Origin of the sequence: Allobosea sp. RCC_152_1, assembly GCF_041360765.1 — a bacterium.
In the GTDB taxonomy this organism is placed as follows: Bacteria; Pseudomonadota; Alphaproteobacteria; order Rhizobiales; family Beijerinckiaceae; genus Allobosea; species Allobosea spartocytisi.
This window is the reverse complement of record NZ_JBFUPU010000002.1, coordinates 279,842-295,527: the sequence shown is the minus strand read 5'-3', so window position 1 is coordinate 295,527 and position 15,686 is coordinate 279,842. Positions and strand designations below refer to the sequence as shown.

Annotated in this window: 17 protein-coding genes; 9 read left to right on the top strand and 8 right to left on the bottom strand. The window is 67.4% G+C overall.

Translation table 11 applies throughout. The features are described from left to right. Positions 1 to 84: 84 nt before the first annotated feature. The gene (gene mtaB, locus AB6806_RS07730) at positions 85 to 1,407 is read right to left on the bottom strand and encodes a tRNA (N(6)-L-threonylcarbamoyladenosine(37)-C(2))-methylthiotransferase MtaB (RefSeq protein ID WP_142021707.1); all 1,323 of its coding nucleotides are present in this window, start codon (positions 1,405 to 1,407) and stop codon (positions 85 to 87) included. Positions 1,408 to 1,457: 50 nt separating this feature from the next. Beyond that, positions 1,458 to 2,342: a diaminopimelate epimerase gene (gene dapF / locus AB6806_RS07725; protein WP_142021708.1), complete on the bottom strand. Its 885-nt coding sequence runs from the start codon at positions 2,340 to 2,342 to the stop codon at positions 1,458 to 1,460. 139 nt (positions 2,343 to 2,481) lie between these two features. On the opposite strand from dapF, the gene AB6806_RS07720 reads away from it, so the two are divergent. After that, complete coding sequence (locus AB6806_RS07720; RefSeq protein WP_370954649.1) at positions 2,482 to 3,366, top strand: GyrI-like domain-containing protein; 885 nt, start codon at positions 2,482 to 2,484, stop codon at positions 3,364 to 3,366. 9 nt (positions 3,367 to 3,375) lie between these two features. Here AB6806_RS07720 and AB6806_RS07715 read toward each other — a convergent pair whose 3' ends face one another. The 4 genes from AB6806_RS07715 to AB6806_RS07700 form a co-directional block, all read right to left on the bottom strand. Then, a complete protein-coding gene (locus AB6806_RS07715; protein ID WP_113252575.1) occupies positions 3,376 to 4,434 on the bottom strand; it encodes an MBL fold metallo-hydrolase in 1,059 nt (352 codons plus the stop codon). Positions 4,435 to 4,511: 77 nt separating this feature from the next. After that, a complete protein-coding gene (locus AB6806_RS07710) occupies positions 4,512 to 5,138 on the bottom strand; it encodes a LysE family translocator (RefSeq protein WP_142021710.1) in 627 nt (208 codons plus the stop codon). A gap of 56 nt (positions 5,139 to 5,194) precedes the next feature. Beyond that, the gene (locus AB6806_RS07705; protein WP_133562911.1) at positions 5,195 to 5,620 is read right to left on the bottom strand and encodes a hypothetical protein; all 426 of its coding nucleotides are present in this window, start codon (positions 5,618 to 5,620) and stop codon (positions 5,195 to 5,197) included. Positions 5,621 to 5,655: 35 nt separating this feature from the next. Then, positions 5,656 to 6,210 (bottom strand): CAP domain-containing protein, encoded by a 555-nt coding sequence (locus AB6806_RS07700; RefSeq protein WP_370954387.1) that lies wholly within the window; start codon positions 6,208 to 6,210, stop codon positions 5,656 to 5,658. A gap of 324 nt (positions 6,211 to 6,534) precedes the next feature. Here AB6806_RS07700 and ffh point away from each other — a divergent pair, with 324 nt between their 5' ends. The 5 genes from ffh (at position 6,535) to trmD (ending at position 10,615) form a co-directional block, all read left to right on the top strand. Then, positions 6,535 to 8,106, top strand: a complete 1,572-nt coding sequence (ffh, locus tag AB6806_RS07695) for a signal recognition particle protein (protein ID WP_038359099.1) — start codon at positions 6,535 to 6,537, stop codon at positions 8,104 to 8,106. Positions 8,107 to 8,155: 49 nt separating this feature from the next. Next, a complete protein-coding gene (gene rpsP / locus AB6806_RS07690) occupies positions 8,156 to 8,527 on the top strand; it encodes a 30S ribosomal protein S16 (protein WP_370954386.1) in 372 nt (123 codons plus the stop codon). A gap of 154 nt (positions 8,528 to 8,681) precedes the next feature. Continuing rightward, a complete protein-coding gene (gene rimM, locus AB6806_RS07685; protein ID WP_370954385.1) occupies positions 8,682 to 9,230 on the top strand; it encodes a ribosome maturation factor RimM in 549 nt (182 codons plus the stop codon). Next, positions 9,214 to 9,888 (top strand): HAD family hydrolase, encoded by a 675-nt coding sequence (locus tag AB6806_RS07680; RefSeq protein WP_370954384.1) that lies wholly within the window; start codon positions 9,214 to 9,216, stop codon positions 9,886 to 9,888. The genes rimM and AB6806_RS07680 overlap by 17 nt, the downstream gene beginning before the upstream one ends. 4 nt (positions 9,889 to 9,892) lie before the next feature. Further along, entirely contained in the window at positions 9,893 to 10,615 is a 723-nt protein-coding gene (gene trmD / locus AB6806_RS07675; RefSeq protein ID WP_191123876.1) for a tRNA (guanosine(37)-N1)-methyltransferase TrmD, read from the top strand. Between the two features lie 129 nt (positions 10,616 to 10,744). Here trmD and AB6806_RS07670 read toward each other — a convergent pair whose 3' ends face one another. Continuing rightward, on the bottom strand, positions 10,745 to 11,248 hold the full coding sequence (locus AB6806_RS07670) for a rhodanese-like domain-containing protein (RefSeq protein ID WP_370954383.1): 504 nt from the start codon (positions 11,246 to 11,248) through the stop codon (positions 10,745 to 10,747). Between AB6806_RS07670 and AB6806_RS07665 the strand changes: the two genes are divergently transcribed. Continuing rightward, positions 11,247 to 12,647 (top strand): hypothetical protein, encoded by a 1,401-nt coding sequence (locus AB6806_RS07665; RefSeq protein WP_370954382.1) that lies wholly within the window; start codon positions 11,247 to 11,249, stop codon positions 12,645 to 12,647. The genes AB6806_RS07670 and AB6806_RS07665 overlap by 2 nt on opposite strands. A 9-nt stretch (positions 12,648 to 12,656) precedes the next feature. On the opposite strand, the gene AB6806_RS07660 is transcribed toward AB6806_RS07665, so the two are convergent. After that, on the bottom strand, positions 12,657 to 13,859 hold the full coding sequence (locus AB6806_RS07660; protein ID WP_370954381.1) for a pyridoxal phosphate-dependent aminotransferase: 1,203 nt from the start codon (positions 13,857 to 13,859) through the stop codon (positions 12,657 to 12,659). Between the two features lie 164 nt (positions 13,860 to 14,023). Between AB6806_RS07660 and AB6806_RS07655 the strand changes: the two genes are divergently transcribed. Beyond that, positions 14,024 to 14,512, top strand: a complete 489-nt coding sequence (locus AB6806_RS07655; RefSeq protein ID WP_112762705.1) for a YaiI/YqxD family protein — start codon at positions 14,024 to 14,026, stop codon at positions 14,510 to 14,512. A gap of 90 nt (positions 14,513 to 14,602) precedes the next feature. Continuing rightward, complete coding sequence (locus tag AB6806_RS07650) at positions 14,603 to 15,577, top strand: Bug family tripartite tricarboxylate transporter substrate binding protein (RefSeq protein ID WP_370954380.1); 975 nt, start codon at positions 14,603 to 14,605, stop codon at positions 15,575 to 15,577. Positions 15,578 to 15,686: the final 109 nt, after the last annotated feature.

The window sequence follows — 15,686 nt, the reverse complement described above, 5'->3', positions numbered from 1 at the left end:
CCGCTGCCGGCACGGCTCTGCCGCCTCGGTCACTCCCTCCTCCCATCGGCGACCGAGGCGGCTATTTCTCTTTGTTTCGGCTCTTCAGGCGGCCAGCAAGGCACGGCCGTCGCTGGCATGGCCGGTGACCGAGACGATCCGCCCCGCTTCGATCTCGCTTGCGAACCGGACGAGCGTGAAATCCTCGGCGCGGCCGGTCTTGCCGCGCTCGGTCAACACCGAGAGCGCCCGGCCCATCCGGGCCGCGAGGTGCCGCTGCTGAGCCGTCGCGGCGGCCGCACGCAGCCTCGATGCCCGCTCCGTCACGATCTCGCCCGGCAGTTGCGGCATGCGCGCGGCCGGTGTTTCGGGCCTTGCCGAATAAGGAAAGACATGGACGAAGCTGAGCCCGCATTCCTCGATGAGGGACAGCGAGCGGGCGAACATCGCCTCATCCTCTGTCGGGAAGCCGGCGATGAGGTCGGCGCCGAAGACGATGTCGGGGCGCAGGCGCCGCATCTCGTCACAGAAGCGGATTGCGTCGCTACGGCTATGCCGGCGCTTCATGCGCTTGAGGATGAGGTCGTCGCCATGCTGCAGCGACAGGTGCAGATGCGGCATCAATCGCGCTTCCGTGGCGATGAGATCGCGCAGGGCATCGTCGACCTCGACCGCATCGATCGAGGAGAGGCGCAGCCGCCGGAGCTCCGGGATTTCGCGCAGGATGTCCGTGGCGAGCGTGCCGAGCGTCGGCTTGCCGAGCAGGTCGCGGCCATAGCTGGTGAGATCGACGCCGGTCAGGACGATCTCGCGCGCGCCGGCCTCGACGAGACGTCGGCACTGGGCAAGGACATGGCCCGCCGGCAGCGAGCGCGAATGGCCCCGGCCGAAGGGGATGACGCAGAAGGTGCAGCGATGGTCGCAGCCGTTCTGCACCTGCACGAAACCGCGCGTATGCCCGGCGAAGCGGCCCGTCGGCGCCGCGCGCATGGTCGCATGGGCCATGATGTCGCCCACTGCGAGCTTGTCGGCAGGCAAGGCCTGCTCGCCGCCGAGGCTGTTGGAACGGGCAAGCGCCTCCCAGCTCTCCGGCCGCAGCTTCTCGTCATTGCCGAGGACGCGGTCGGCCTCGGGCATGGCGGCAAAGCGGGCCGGCTCGATCTGCGCGGCGCAGCCGGTGACGATGACGGGCCGGTCCGGCTGCTCGCGCTTGAGGCGGCGGATGGCCTGACGGGCCTGCCGGGTCGCCTCGGCGGTGACGGCGCAGGAGTTGACGATCGCGGCGTGTTTCAGCCCGGCGGCTTCCGCCTGGAGCCTGAGCGCCTCGCTTTCGACGATGTTGAGGCGGCAGCCGAAGGTAACGACCTCCAGAGCATTTCCCAGTTTCTCCGAAACGGGGAAATGCTCTGATCCTTTGTCTTCTCGCATTTTCTTCACGCGAACCGGTGTCCACTTCGCTCAAAAATGCTTGGCCCCCATCAGGCGGCGCTCTCGAACAGGGACGGATCGAGTGTGCCTTCCCACTCAAATTCGGCCGCGCCCGTCATCAGGACGTGGCCATCGCTCTCGCGCCATTCGATGGTGAGATCGCCGCCCGGCAGGCTGACCACGGCCTTGCGGGCTGATAGCTCACGGCGCACTGCGGCGACCAGCGCCGCGCAGGCGCCCGAGCCGCAGGCCTGGGTGATGCCGGCGCCGCGTTCCCAGACACGCAGCACGATATGGTCGGGCGCCTTGACCGCGGCGAGCTCGATATTGGCGCGGTCGGGGAAGATCGGGTGGTTCTCGAGCAATGGGCCGATCTGCGCGAGATTGTAGGCATAGGGGTCCTCGACGAAGAAGACCGCATGGGGATTGCCCATATTGACGGCGCAGGGCGTGTGCAGGATCGGGTCGTCGATCGGGCCGATCTGCAATTCGAAGCGGCTGGTATCCTCGAAGGGCTCGGCGAGCGGGATCTCGTCCCAGGCGAGGCGCGGGGCGCCCATATCGACGGTGAAGATCGTCTCGCTCTCGCGCCTGACCGGCAGCAGGCCGGCCTTGGTCTGCAAGGTCAGGCTGGTCCTGGCGGGGTCGCCCATCTCGGGGTCGGCGACCATCGCCCTGGCGACGCAGCGCGTGCCGTTGCCGCAGGCGCCGGCCTCGGAGCCGTCGATGTTGTAGATGCGCACGAAGGCATCGGTGCCCGCGACCTGGGGATCGTGCAGCACCATGAGCTGGTCGAAGCGGGCGCGCGGCTCGGCGGCGATGGCGCGCGCGTCGTCGGCGCCCACCAGGAGCTTGGTACCGCGCAGGTCGAGCACGGTGATCTGGTTGCCGAGCCCGTTCATCTTCAGGAACCGGCGATTGGCCAGAGCGTTCATTTGGTCACACGTCCCATGAATAACGGGTCTATGACGGAGGCGACGTGAAAAAGCCACCCTCGTCCCCGTTCCTGAGAGAAGGTGGACATTCTATGCTGCGCTGCAAGGGCGCGAATCGCGAGAAGCTAGGGCCGTGACGATGCGGTATTTCCGGATTTGTGTTCTGGCCTGCACCGGCATGGCCGGTGCCGTGTCGATGGCCTTCGCCCAGGCGACGGCTGCTCCGCCTTCCGCCGTCCAGTCGGCGCCGCTTGCCCCGCCGCCTGGCGCGACCCCGGTACAGGTGCCGTCGGCCCCCAATCAGGGCCCGCCCGCAGCGGTTCCCGATTCGCAGCCCTCTCCGCAGCCGGTCCAGCCCGCGCCGCCGCCGCCCTTTCCGGTGACGCCGCAGCCGGTGCAGCCTGCGCCGACGCCACAGCTTCCGCTGGAGCCGCAGCCGGTGCAGCCGCCGCCGACCCTGCCGGCGCCGGGCCAGCCGCTGCCGCCCGTCCCGCAGCAACAGCAGACCGGCGTGCCCGACCCGAATTCCACGCTGGCCGGCAAAGGCTCCGATACGAGCGATGTCGCGGAGGTGACGCTCTCGCCCAAGCCCGTGCTTCTCCTGTCAGGGCAGGCGACATGGGATCAGGGCTTCCAGAAGCTCTCCGACAGCTTCAAGGCGTTGCGGGCCGAGGCGCAGAAGGCGGGGCTCACCGCCGCCGGCCGGCCGCTGACGCTCTTCGTCGAAACGACGGATGAAGGCTTCCGTTTCGATGCGATGCTGCCGGTCGCGATCCCGCCGGGCGGTCAGGCGCCTTCGCTCGGCGCCGATTTCAAGATGTCGACCTCGCCCGCCGGGGCGGCGCTGCGCTTCCTGCATCAGGCGCCTTATGACGACATCGATTCCACCTATGAGACGATCACCGCCTATCTGGAGGCGAAGAGCATCGTCGTGAAGGACGCCTTCCTCGAGGAATATGTCAGCGATCTCAATGATCCGGGCGATCCGAATCTGGAGATCAACGTCTACGTCCAGCCGAAATAAGGCGGGGCGTCACGCGCTCCAGCTCAGGCCCGGCCGCATCGGCCGGAAGCGCTCTTCCGGCAAGCCAGCGGCAGCCAGCGCCGCCTTCAGCGCCTCGGGCGGGCGCTCGACGCCCTCGTCGGTGAGCTGGAAGGTACCCCAGTGGTGGCCGATGGCCGCCTCGGCGCGAAGCGCCTGCATGACCTTCACCGCCTCTTCCGGGTTCATGTGGTTGTCCGACATGAACCAGCGCGGCTCATAGGCGCCGATCGGCAGCACGGCGAGGCTGAACGGGCCATGGTCACGGCCGAGCCGCTCATAGAGCGAGCCGTCATGATAGCCGGTGTCGCCGACATGGAAGAGCTTCGTGCCGCCGGTTTCGAGGATGAAGGAGCACCACAGCGCCATGCGGCGATCGAAGGCGCCGCGCGCCGACCAGTGATAGGTCGGCACCAGCGTGACGGCGACGGCGTCGGAGAGCTGCAACCGGTCGTCCCAGTCATGCGCCTCGGTGCGGGCATCGGGGATGCGGGCCCTGACGATGGTGTCGTTGCCGAGCGGCATGATCATCCGCGGCCGATCGCGATGGTGGATCCGCGCCAGCGTCTCGATATCGAGATGGTCGTAATGATTGTGGGTGATCAGGACCGCGTCGATCTTCGGCAGGTCGTCGAAGGCGACGCCGGGCGCGTTGACGCGCTTCGGCCCGAGGAAGGTGAAGGGACTGGCGCGCTCCGAATAGACCGGGTCGATCAGCAGGTTGAGGCCGGCGATCTGGTAGAGGAAGGAGGCGTGGCCGAGATGGACGATGCGCACGCCCTCGACCCGCGCCGGCGGCTTGTCCTGCGCAGGCGCGGCGTATTGCGGCGGGAAGGCTTCGCGCTCGCGTTTGCCGGTCTGCCAGCGCAGCACGTCCATCAGCCCTTTGCTGACCGTGCGGCCGTCGCTGAAAAGGAGGCCGTCGAAATGGTCGCTGACGGGGCCCTGGTAATAGGGGTTGCGCGAGCGGGAGATCGCGGCCCAGGCCGCGCCGGTTGAGGCCAGCAAGGCACCGAGACCGAGGAAGGAGAGGAGTTTGCGGCGGTTCATGGCCCGGTAGAGGTAGGCGGTCGTGACGTTCGATCAAGACCGCCTACGGCAGTATTGCTTCTATAAGGCGATGGCCGTCAGTTGCTGCCCGAGCGGATCGCCACCGTCGCGACGCCGGCGCCGATCAGCAGCGTGCCGCCGGCCTTGTTGAACAGGCCGATGGCGCGCGGATTGCTCACCACGGCGCGAGCCCGGGAGGCGATCAGCGCGTAGCCCATGGCGTTGGCGAAGGCGAGGCCGATGAAGGTCGTCTCGAAGATCAGCATCTGCGTCCAGAAATCGCCCTTGGTGTCGAGGAACTGGGGGAGGAAGGCGACGAAGAAGGTGATGCTCTTCGGGTTCAGCGCCGTCACCAGCCAGGCATGGCCGAGCATCTTCCAGGCGGGTGCCGCGTCTTCGCGCGGCTTGGCATCCAGCGTGCCGCCGGCGCGGAAGAGCTTGATGCCGAGCCAGATCAGATAGGCCGCGCCGATCCATTTCAGCGCGGTGAAGATCATGGCTGATGTTGCGAGCAGCGCGCCGACGCCGAGCATCGAAAGGGTCATGGCGGTGAAGTCGCCCAGCGCGACGCCGACCGCGATCGGGAAGGCCGTGCGCCAGCCCTGGCCGAGCGCATAGGAGATGACGAGCAGGATCGTCGGCCCGGGGATGACGAGGAGGACGGCGGTGGCGGCGGCGAAGGCGGCCCAGGCTTCGAAGGTCATGATGATGGCTCCCTGAAAACCAGAGCCATCACCAGAAGCGGGTGCTTGTAAAGAGGTCAGCCGCGAGCGGCGTCGACAAAGTTGCAGAAGCCGCGGCGGACCTCGCCCTCATGGCCGATCTGGCCTGCCTGGACGGTGAAAACGAGATCGAGGCGGGTGGCGCCGCCGCTCTTGCGGGCGGTGATGCGCAGCGATTGCAGGCGGCCCGAGCCGGCTCCGTCCTGAAGGGCGGTGAGCGTGTTGGTCGCCTTGTCGACGCGGATCCCGCCAAAACCTTCGGCGGACACGGCGCGGGCGGCGCCATTAATGGCCTTGGCCGGCGGGCTCTTGACGAGGTCCCAGGTGCGGTAAGTGATCTCCGACAGCATCGGCACGCCGGCGCTGGTGAAATTGGTGGAGCAGGGCTGCGCCTGGGCTCCGTTCAGGCCGGCAAAGGCGGCGGACACGGCGATGACACAAGGTATCAGGAGGCGGGTAGGCATCGTTGCGCTCGCAATCGATTAAGGGACGCCCTCCGTTACCGAGGTTGCGGCATCCTGTCACCGTAACCCAAGGTTACGCGCGGCTCCGGTTCGGCTGCGACGACCAGCACCCACCAGGCGCGGTAGCTCGTGCGCGGATCCTTGGAGAGCGCGATGCCGTAGCGCGTCGCCTCCTTCATCCGCAGATTGGCGTCGTGGCCGGGGGATTTGCGCCAGCCCTCGAAAGCCTCCTCGACGGAGAAGTAGCCCCCGCCGAGATTTTCCGCGACGCGGGCGGAATCGAGGCCTGCCGCCTCGACGCGCCCGCCGAAGCTGCCGCCGGCGTCATGGGAGAGGGCGTTCTTCGCGACCATGGCGTCGGCCTGGCGCTGGGCCATCGCCATCAATCGCGGATCGGGCCGGACGGGTCCGAGGCCGAGGCCGGCGCGATAGGCGTTGAGGATGCGCCCTGCCTGCGCCGGATCGAGGGAGACGGCGTTGAGCCGCTCGACCGTGCGGGGATCGAGCGGGCCTTCGCGGCGGGGCTCGCCCGCGCAGCCGGCAAGGAGGAGGGTGAGGGCCAGCAGCGGCGGGGCGATCACGGTCTTCATGGGCTCGGCTCGATTGGGGGCGCGATGCGATGCCGTCAGATCAGGGCCATTCTGGGGCCGAACGCCATTATTCCCATGAGCGAGAGGTGGCCCGTGACGGCAAGATCGCCCACAACCTTGACTTTCGCCACATTCTTCCGCTTTAAGGGCGCCATCCGTTTCGCCGACATCGCCGAAACCACATCCGCCGACCGGGCCGCGCAAGCCGCTTCCATGAGCCCGGAGGTCAACGTCCGACAGCGCGCTTGCGCCCTCGGGCGCGAAACCGTTTGGCGATGAGGTTCCGGCTGTGACGGTTCCTTGAGGCAAAGCAGGCAGGTCCGCATGTTCGGCACGCTGAGCGAAAGACTCTCCGGCATCCTTTCGGGGCTGACCCGCCGGGGTTCGCTGACCGAGGAGGACGTCAACGCCGCGCTGCGCGAGGTTCGCCGCGCGCTGCTCGAGGCCGATGTCGCGCTCGAGGTCGTGCGCTCGTTTACCGACAAGGTGCGCGAGCGCGCCGTCGGCGCCGAGGTGTTGAAATCGGTCACGCCCGGCCAGCAGGTCATCAAGATCGTCAACGACGTCCTGATCGACACGCTGGGCGGGGAGGGCGAGGGCATCGGCTTCGACGCCGTGCCGCCGGTGCCGATCCTGATGGTCGGTCTGCAGGGCTCCGGTAAAACCACCTCCACGGCCAAGATCGCCAAGCGCCTGACCGAGCGCAACAAGAAGAAGGTGCTGATGGCGTCGCTCGATACGCGACGCCCGGCCGCCATGGAACAACTCGCCATTCTCGGCACCCAGGTCGGCGTGCAGACGCTGCCGATCGTCGCCGGCCAGTCGGCCGTGCAGATCGCTCGGCGCGCGATCGAGGCCGCCCGTCTCGGCGGCTACGACGTCGTCATGCTCGACACCGCCGGCCGCGTCACGCTCGACGACACGCTGATGGAAGAGGTCGCGCAGGTGAAGGCTGCGACCAGCCCGCATGAGGTGCTGCTCGTCGCCGACGCGCTGACCGGTCAAGACGCGGTCAATACGGCGCGCGCCTTCGACGCCCGCGTCGGCCTCACCGGCATCGTGCTGACCCGCATGGACGGCGATTCGCGCGGTGGCGCGGCGCTCTCGATGCGCGCCGTCACCGGCAAGCCAATCAAGCTGGTCGGCACCGGCGAAAAGGTCGACGAACTCGACGATTTCCATCCCTCGCGCGTCGCCAACCGCATCCTCGGCATGGGCGACATCGTCTCGCTCGTCGAGAAGGCGGCGCAGACGGTCGATGCCGACAAGGCGCAGGCGTTGGCGCAGAGGCTGGCCAAGGGCAATTTCGACCTCGACGATTTGCGCATGCAGCTCCAGCAGATGGAGAAGATGGGCGGCTTCGGCGGCGTGATGGGCCTGCTGCCCGGCATGGCGCAGATGAAGAACCAGCTCGCCGCCGCCAAGGTCGACGACAAGATGATCGCCCGTCAGGTCGCGATCATCAATTCGATGACGCCGGCCGAGCGCCGGAATCCCGACCTGCTCAAGAACAGCCGCAAGAAGCGCATCGCCGCCGGCTCCGGCACCTCGCCGGAGGCGATCAACAAGCTGCTCAAGATGCATCGCGGCATGGCCGACATGATGAAGGCCATGAAGAAGCAGAAGGGCGGCATGCTCGGCAAGCTCGGCGGCATGTTCGGGCTTGGCGGCGGTCTGCCCGCGGGCATGCCCGATCCCTCCAAGATGGACCCGGCCCAGCTCGCGGAACTGCAGAAGCAGCTTGGCGCGGGCGGCGGCCTGCCGTCGCTGCCGCCGGGCGGGTTCCCCGGATTGCCGAAGGGCGTCACCCCGCCGGCGGGCATGATGCCGAAGCTGCCAGGCCTTGGCGGCGGCCTGCCGGGGCTGGGCGGCGGCCCGTTCGGCAAGAAGAAATAGCCTTTACCGTTCAACCCGACTTCAACGTTCAACCAAAGGAAGAAGACCCATGTCCCTCAAGATCCGCCTGACCCGCGGCGGCGCCAAGAAGCGCCCCTATTACCGCATCGTCGTCGCCGACGCCCGTTCGCCGCGCGATGGCCGCTTCATCGAGAAGATCGGCTCCTATGACCCGATGAAGCCGAAGGATTCGGCCGAGCGCGTCGTGCTCGACACCGAGAAGGTCCAGTCCTGGCTCGCCAAGGGCGCCCAGCCGACCGACCGCGTGCTGCGCTTCCTCGACGCCGCCGGCCTCGCCAAGCGCCCGGCCCGCAACAACCCGAACAAGGCCGTTCCGGGCGAGAAGGCCAAGGAGCGCGCTGCGGCCAAGGCCGAGAAGGCTGCCGCCCCGGCCGCCGAAGAAGCTTCCGCCGAGGCGTGAGCTCGACGCTGCACCGCCGTCATTCCGGGCCGGGCCGCAAGCCCGGGCCCGGAACCCATGAACACCGCGTTCATGGCAAGGTGGCGGTGCGCTCCGGTCATCGTGGTGTTCATGGGTTCCGGGCTCGCAGCTTCGCTGCGCCCCGGAATGACGGATGATGGCTGGCACCGACAATCTCGTCCTGCTCGGTATCGTCGGCGCGCCGCATGGCGTGCGCGGCGAGGTCAGGATCAAGACCTTCACCGGCGATCCGCTCGCGATCGCCGATTATGGCCCGCTGACCGACGGCAAGGGCCGCAATTTCGAGATCAGCGATATCCGCCCCGCCAAGGAGGTCGTCGTCGCCCGGCTCAAGGGCGTGGCCACGCGCGAGGCAGCCGAGGCGCTGAACGGCGTCGAGTTGTTCGTCTCGCGCGACAAGTTGCCGGCAGCCGAGGATGAGGACGAGTTCCTGCAGGCCGACCTCATCGGTTGCAGCGTTGTCGGGCCGGATGGCGTGCCGCTCGGCACCGTCTCCACCGTCGAGAATTACGGCGCGGGCGACCTGCTCGATATCGAGACGCCGGATGGGCGCTCCGTCCTGATGCCCTTCACCAAGGCCTTCGCGCCGCGCATCGACATCGCCGCGCGCCGCATCGAGGCCGAGCCGCCCGCAGGATTGTTCGAGCCCGACGATGGTCGCAGAGATGACGCCAAGCGATAAGCCCGCCCGCGCGCTGATCTTCGACATGGACGGCACCGTCGTCGACAACATGCGCTATCACGAGGCGGCATGGGGGCGACTCCTGACCGAGCACGGCCTGCCTTTCGACGCCGACAGCTTCTTCAAGAAGACCGCCGGCATGGCCTCGGCCGAAATCCTCGCACCCCTGTTCCCGGATGCCGATGCGGCGCGCATCGACGCGCTCGGGCACGACAAGGAAATCTATTACCGTGAGGACTATGCCCCGCATGTCGCGCCGCTCTCCGGCTTGCTTGCGCTGATGGCACGGGCGGACGCCGCCAAAGTGCCGATGGCGCTCGCCACCGCCGCTCCTCCGGGCAATGTCGATCTGGTGCTCGACAAGCTGAAGCTGCGCGAGCGCTTCGTCACGGTCGTCTCTCCCTCGCAGGGCTTTCCCGGCAAGCCGAACCCGGACCTCTTCCTGGAGGCGGCGCGGCGCATGGGTGTTCCGGCGGCCGACTGCCTTGTTTTCGAGGATGCACCCAATGGCGTCGAGGCCGCGCGGCGGGCGGGCATGCGGGCTGTGGCGCTGCTCACCATGCTCGATGCCGAGGCTTTCGCGGCCTACGACAACCTGATCGCCTCGGCGCGCGATTTCACCGCGCTGGACGGGTTGCCCGCGCTGCGCTTTGCTTGACGGCATGCCCTTCCGCGCCTCGATCCTGACGCTCTATCCGGAGATGTTTCCCGGGCCGCTCGGCATCTCGCTGGCGGGCGAGGGGCTGCGCAAGGGGCTGTGGTCGCTCGACACCCACCAGATCCGCGAGCACGGCATCGGCCGGCATCGCAATGTCGACGACAATCCGGCCGGAGGCGGGGCCGGCATGGTGCTGCGCTGCGACGTGCTGGCGGCGGCCATCGATGCCGCCGTGCCGACCGATGATGAACGCCCGCGCCTGCTGATGTCGCCGCGCGGGCGGCCCTTGCAGCAGCGCCAGGTGCGCGAATGGGCTGACGGTCCCGGCCTCGTCATCGTCTGCGGGCGCTTCGAGGGCGTGGATGAGCGCGTCATCGAGGGGCGCAACCTGATCGAGGTCTCGATCGGCGACTACATCCTCTCCGGCGGCGAGATGGCGGCGCTGACGCTGCTCGATGCCTGTGTGCGCCTGATTCCGGGCGTGATGGGCAAGGAAGCCTCCGGCGAGGAGGAGAGTTTCGAGAACGGGTTGCTCGAATATCCGCACTACACGCGGCCGCGCGAATGGGAGGGCAGGGGCCTGCCCGAGGCGCTGCTGTCCGGCGACCATGCCCGCATAGCGAAATGGCGGCGCGAGCAGGCGGAGAGGATCACGCGCGAGCGGCGGCCGGATTTGCTCTCTCCTTCTCCGGCCCATCTCGGGCCTGCTCGAGATGGGAAAGCATAAGCGGAAGTCGGAAACATCCGACCTCCGTGGGAAGAAGGTGGCGGCGCGAAGCGCTGACAGATGAGGAAGGGCAGCGTTAACGGTCCTCATCCGCCTGCCGGCACCTTCTCCCCCGTGGGGAGAAGGACGCTAACGATACTCCGTCACCGGCAGTTTCTCCGCCAGCCAGCCGCTCGGCCCGAGCATGCCTCCCCGCACCGCCACGAGATCGCGCCAGCCCCGGCCGCCGAGCTTCTGCGCCGTGGCGACCGCCTGTGCGCCGGTGCGGTCGATCAGGGCGATGCGCTTGGCCGGGTGGTCGAGACGCAGCCCCGCCAGCCTGACCTCGAAGGCCGTGGCGTCGACATCGAGCGGGATCGCGCCCTGCGGCAGGCCGGTATCGCTCCACTCGCCCGGAGACCGGATGTCGACGAGCAGCAGGCGCCCACCGGATTGCTCTCCATGCGCTTCCTGGACCGTGATGGAGCCCGGTGCCGGCGAGCCCGCTCCCTGCGCGGCAGCCCCGCCAGCCATCGCCGCCCAGAGAGCCAGGGCCGGCAGCAGCGCAGCGAGACACCTTCCCTTTCGTGACGTTGACCGGGCCGTAGTCTTGAGGCCAGCGTGGTGCGGCGTGATCGATACGGGGTAGGGCATGCGGGCTTTCTTGCTGGTGGTGACCGCGGCGGCGGTGGCGCTGCTGGTTTCCCAACTGGCACGCCGACCGTTTCGCAGCGCTGAAGCGTTGCCGGCTGGAACGCAGAATCTAGAGCAACCCGGCCCGTCGCGCATCCGTATCGGTGGGCGCGAGCGCATGGTGCAACTCGATGCTCTGCTGCGCTACGGCGCAACGGCCGAGAACATTCTCTGCCGGCCGCAAGATGGTACGACGCCCGACGAATGGCGCCGCGTGTCCTGCGGCGGCAAGGCCGAACAGGATGACGACGAAGCCCAGTCACGCGGCGATGCCGCAATGCTGGAGGCTGCCACCATCTTGCGCCAGGCGGAGAAGCGACCGCTTGCCGAGCGTGAGCGGCTGGTGCGCGACGCCAACGGTTTCGTCCTGCTGGCGCTGCGCAGCGATGCCTTCGAGACGCGGCCGGTGCCACCGGTCCATGTCTATGAGGATCTGGCCGACCAGTCCGATGATGGGCGGCTGCACGATATCGCGTCCGAGCTCTGGCTGGTTACAGCAGCCTTCTGTCCCGATGGCGAACGGCAATGCCGCCTCTCCAATCTGCGTCAGTCCGGCCGCAGCCTCGTCAATGCCGGGCGATGGTTCAACGACACGGTGCGGCTGCGCCTGGCCGCCGAGCGATTGCGCGAGGTGCTCCGGGAACAGGGGAACGATATCGATCCGGATGAGCGCTTTTCGCTGGCGAACGATATCGGCAACGCCTTCAGCTATGCCTCGGCTTTCGCACCGGCGGGCGAGCGATTGCCGCTGATCGACGAGGCGATTGTCGCCTATGAGGCGGAACTCGCTCAGGCGGACGCCAAGGCACCGTCCTTCGATTCCGGCAGGCTCTGGCAGAACCTCGGAGCGGCCTATGTCGATCGCGGTGCGATCAGCAACAGCAAGAAAGATTTCGAGCGTGGCATTGCCTTCTACGAGAAGAGCCTGCCGCTCTTCGACCGCTCTCGCTTCCGACAATCATGGGCGCGTGCGAAGTCGAATCTGGGAGCGGCGCGTAGTCGAATGGCGCTCGCGGAAAACGATCTGGCACTGCACGACGCGGCGTTGCGCGACCAGGAGGACTCGATCACCGCCTTCGAGGAAGGCCAGGAGAAGCTCGATGCCGATTATGGGCGCTATCGGCTGGCGAAAAGCCTCGATGCCAAGGCGCGCAGCGCCGATGCGCTCGCGAGGCAACTCGGGGATGGAGAAGAAGGGCGGCACGCCGATCTGGAGAAGACCGCGAAGCTATGTCGCGACGAGGCGCTCAAGCTGCTGGAGCGGGCCGGGGAAGCGTTTCGCCGCTCCGGCTCGCGGGATTATCTGGCCTGGGTCGAACGCCTGACGGTCGAGATCAGGAGCGCGACACCGGGGCCGTGAGCGCCCGGCTCAGCGCAGCTCGGCGCAGAAGCGCTGGATGCGGCGGCAGGCCTCTTCCAGCTTCTCGTCCGACGTCGCGTAGGAGATGCGGAAGTTGGGGCCCAGCCCGAAGGAGGAGCCGTGCACGGCCGCGACGGCTTCCGTCTCGAGCAAGCCCAGCACGAGGTCCTCGTCCGTCTCGATCTTCTTGCCGTTCGGCATGGTCTTGCCGATCAGCTCCGAGCAGTCCGGATAGACATAGAAGGCGCCTTCCGGCATCGGGCACTTCAGGCCGCGGGTCTGGTTCAGCATGGAGACGACGAGGTCGCGGCGGCGCTCGAAAGCCTTCTTGAACACCGGCAGATGGTCCTGCGTGCCGTCGAGAGCCTCGACGGCAGCCCATTGCGAGATGGCCGAGGTGCCCGAGGTCTGCTGGCCCTGGACCATGTCCATGGCGTTGATCAGGTGCTGCGGGCCGGCCGCGTAGCCGATACGCCAGCCGGTCATCGCATAGGCCTTGGAGACGCCGTTCATGGTGAGCGTGCGCTCATAGAGCGCTGGCTCGATCTGCGCCGGGGTGACGAATTTGAAGTCGCCATAGACGAGATGCTCGTACATGTCGTCCGTCAGGATCCAGACATGGGGATGGCGCATCAGCACGTCGGTGAGCTTCTTCAGCTCCTCATGGGTGTAGGCGGCGCCCGAGGGGTTCGAAGGCGAGTTCAGGATCACCCATTTGGTCTTCGGGGTGATGGCCTTCTCCAGCGCTTCCGGCTGGAGCTTGAAATTGTCCTTCAGATAGGTCTGGGCGAAGGTCGCGGTACCGCCGCAGAGCGCGACGATCTCGGGATAGGTCACCCAATAGGGCGAGACGCAGATGACCTCGTCGCCCGGGTTCAGCGTGGCGAGCAGGGCATTGTAGATGACATGCTTGCCGCCGGTGCCGACGATGGTCTGGCTCGGCTTGTAGTCGAGGCCGTTCTCGCGCTTGAACTTGCGGGCCACGGCCTCGCGCAGCTGCGGAATGCCGGCGACGGGGGTATACTTGGTCTCGCCGCGGCGGATCGCGGCGATGGCCGCCTCCTTGATATTGTCCGGCGTGTCGAAATCGGGCTCGCCCACGGAGAGCGAGATCACGTCCTTGCCCTGGGCTTTCAGATCGCGGGCCTTCTGCGTGATCGTGATGGTCGCAGACGGCTTCACGCGCTTCAGGGCTTCGGCAAGAAAGGCCATGGGACTGATCTCCGGAGGAGCGGGAGGATGAGCGCCCGGCAGGGCGCGCGCGTGGTTTATGACTCGGCGGCGATGATCGCAAGCGCAACTGCTTGATGTTTTGCAGAAGCGTCATGAATTGTGAGCCGTTTGCCCTTGCAGGTCGGGTATGCGAAGCCCGGCTCATGACGAGCCCTGCCGGACCGATCGCTGTTTATGTCGATGCCGATGCCTGTCCGGTGAAGGACGAGGTCTATCGCGTTGCCGGCCGCCATGGCCTGCACGTCTTCGTCGTCGCCAACAGCTTCCTCAACGTGCCGCGCGAGCCCTGGATCGAGCGCGTCACCGTTCCCGGCAATTTCGATGCTGCCGATGACTGGATCGCGGAGCGCGTCGCGCGCGGGGCGATCGTGATCACCGCCGATATTCCGCTCGCCGATCGCTGCATCAAGGCCGGCGCCGAGGTCATCGGGCCAACCGGCAAGCCGTTCACCGAGGCCTCGATCGGCATGGCGCTGGCGACCCGCGACATGATGGAGGATCTGCGCGCCATGGGCGTGGCGGGTGGCGGGCCGAAGCCCTTCTCGCAAAAGGACCGTTCCGCCTTCCTGCAGGCGCTCGACCTTGCCATCCAGCGGCTGAAGCGGGCCGGTTTCGGTGCCGGGCAGCCATGACATCCGTGCTGCTGGACGCATGCGGCCTTTGCCCCTAAATCTCCCGGCCAATCAGCACCGCCATTCAGACGGGCTCCCGGGAGGATATCCATGTCGTTGACCCGCCGCTCCACGCTTGGCCTGATGGCCGGCGCCGTTTTTGCTCCGTCCGTCGTCCGGGCCGAGAGCTTCCCGAGCAAGGTCGTCACCATCATCGTGCCCTATCCGGCGGGCGGCCCGACCGATGCGATCGCGCGCTTCGTCGCGCAGGACCTCTCCGTCGCCTTCGGCCACAATGTCGTGGTCGACAACCGGGCTGGCGCCTCCGGCGCGGTTGGCACCCGTGCCGTCGCCCATGCGCCAGCGGATGGCTACACCATCGTCTTCGGCAACAACCAGACGCATGGCAACAACATGTTCCTGCTGAAGGACCCCGGCTACGACGCGGTGAAGGATTTCGCGCCGCTCGCCGGCGTTGGCGCCTTCGAGCACGCCTTCGTCGTCCGCAACGACCTGCCTGCCAAGAACATCCAGGAACTGATCGCACTGGCGAAGGCCGAGCCGGGCAAGCTCAATTACGGCTCGACCGGCGTCGGCTCCGGCTCGCATCTGGCGATGGAGCTGTTCATGCAGCGCACCGGCATCAAGATGACGCATGTGCCCTTCCGCGGCGCGGCGCCGCTGGTGCAGGAGATCGTCGGAGGGCGCATCGACATCGCCAATTCGACGCTGCCGAGCGTGCTCGAGCAGATCAATGCCGGCACCCTGCGCGCGCTCGCCATCGCAAGCCCCGAGCGCAACCCGCAGGCGAAGGCCATTCCGACGCTGCGCGAGCAGGGCGTGAGCAATGCCGACGCCGATTCCTGGGCCGCCTTCTTCGCGCCGGCGAAGACGCCCCAGCCGGAGCTCGACGTGCTCTCCAAGGCGATCATCGCCTCGCTCAACAAACCGGCGACGCGCGACGCCATCGTGAAGCTCGGCTTCACGCTCAATGTGCGCGATCCGGAAGCATTCAAGCCCCGGCTCCTCCAGGAAATCGCCAGCTGGAAGCAGATCATCACTGAGGCCGGCGTGAAGGCGGAATAGGCTCCGTCCGCCGCTCGCCGGGGCCGGTCCCTCACGTCGTCGTGAGCTTGCCGCAACGCCTTGGCGGATCGCTGCGTTGCCCTCTATCTCAGGCGAAGCGATGAGCGGA

What these genes read in the sequence shown, in the direction of transcription:
- rpsP (WP_370954386.1), top strand. Translation starts at nt 8,156, where the DNA reads ATGTCCCTCAAGATCCGCCTGACCCGCGGCGGCGCCAAGAAGCGCCCC.
- AB6806_RS07650 (WP_370954380.1), top strand. Translation starts at nt 14,603, where the DNA reads ATGTCGTTGACCCGCCGCTCCACGCTTGGCCTGATGGCCGGCGCCGTT.
- mtaB (WP_142021707.1), bottom strand. Translation starts at nt 1,407, where the DNA reads ATGCGAGAAGACAAAGGATCAGAGCATTTCCCCGTTTCGGAGAAACTG.
- rimM (WP_370954385.1), top strand. Translation starts at nt 8,682, where the DNA reads ATGATGGCTGGCACCGACAATCTCGTCCTGCTCGGTATCGTCGGCGCG.
- AB6806_RS07710 (WP_142021710.1), bottom strand. Translation starts at nt 5,138, where the DNA reads ATGACCTTCGAAGCCTGGGCCGCCTTCGCCGCCGCCACCGCCGTCCTC.
- AB6806_RS07705 (WP_133562911.1), bottom strand. Translation starts at nt 5,620, where the DNA reads ATGCCTACCCGCCTCCTGATACCTTGTGTCATCGCCGTGTCCGCCGCC.
- AB6806_RS07720 (WP_370954649.1), top strand. Translation starts at nt 2,482, where the DNA reads ATGCGGTATTTCCGGATTTGTGTTCTGGCCTGCACCGGCATGGCCGGT.
- AB6806_RS07700 (WP_370954387.1), bottom strand. Translation starts at nt 6,210, where the DNA reads ATGAAGACCGTGATCGCCCCGCCGCTGCTGGCCCTCACCCTCCTCCTT.
- AB6806_RS07665 (WP_370954382.1), top strand. Translation starts at nt 11,247, where the DNA reads ATGCGGGCTTTCTTGCTGGTGGTGACCGCGGCGGCGGTGGCGCTGCTG.
- dapF (WP_142021708.1), bottom strand. Translation starts at nt 2,342, where the DNA reads ATGAACGCTCTGGCCAATCGCCGGTTCCTGAAGATGAACGGGCTCGGC.
- AB6806_RS07680 (WP_370954384.1), top strand. Translation starts at nt 9,214, where the DNA reads ATGACGCCAAGCGATAAGCCCGCCCGCGCGCTGATCTTCGACATGGAC.
- AB6806_RS07670 (WP_370954383.1), bottom strand. Translation starts at nt 11,248, where the DNA reads ATGCCCTACCCCGTATCGATCACGCCGCACCACGCTGGCCTCAAGACT.
- AB6806_RS07715 (WP_113252575.1), bottom strand. Translation starts at nt 4,434, where the DNA reads ATGAACCGCCGCAAACTCCTCTCCTTCCTCGGTCTCGGTGCCTTGCTG.
- ffh (WP_038359099.1), top strand. Translation starts at nt 6,535, where the DNA reads ATGTTCGGCACGCTGAGCGAAAGACTCTCCGGCATCCTTTCGGGGCTG.
- AB6806_RS07655 (WP_112762705.1), top strand. Translation starts at nt 14,024, where the DNA reads ATGACGAGCCCTGCCGGACCGATCGCTGTTTATGTCGATGCCGATGCC.
- AB6806_RS07660 (WP_370954381.1), bottom strand. Translation starts at nt 13,859, where the DNA reads ATGGCCTTTCTTGCCGAAGCCCTGAAGCGCGTGAAGCCGTCTGCGACC.
- trmD (WP_191123876.1), top strand. Translation starts at nt 9,893, where the DNA reads ATGCCCTTCCGCGCCTCGATCCTGACGCTCTATCCGGAGATGTTTCCC.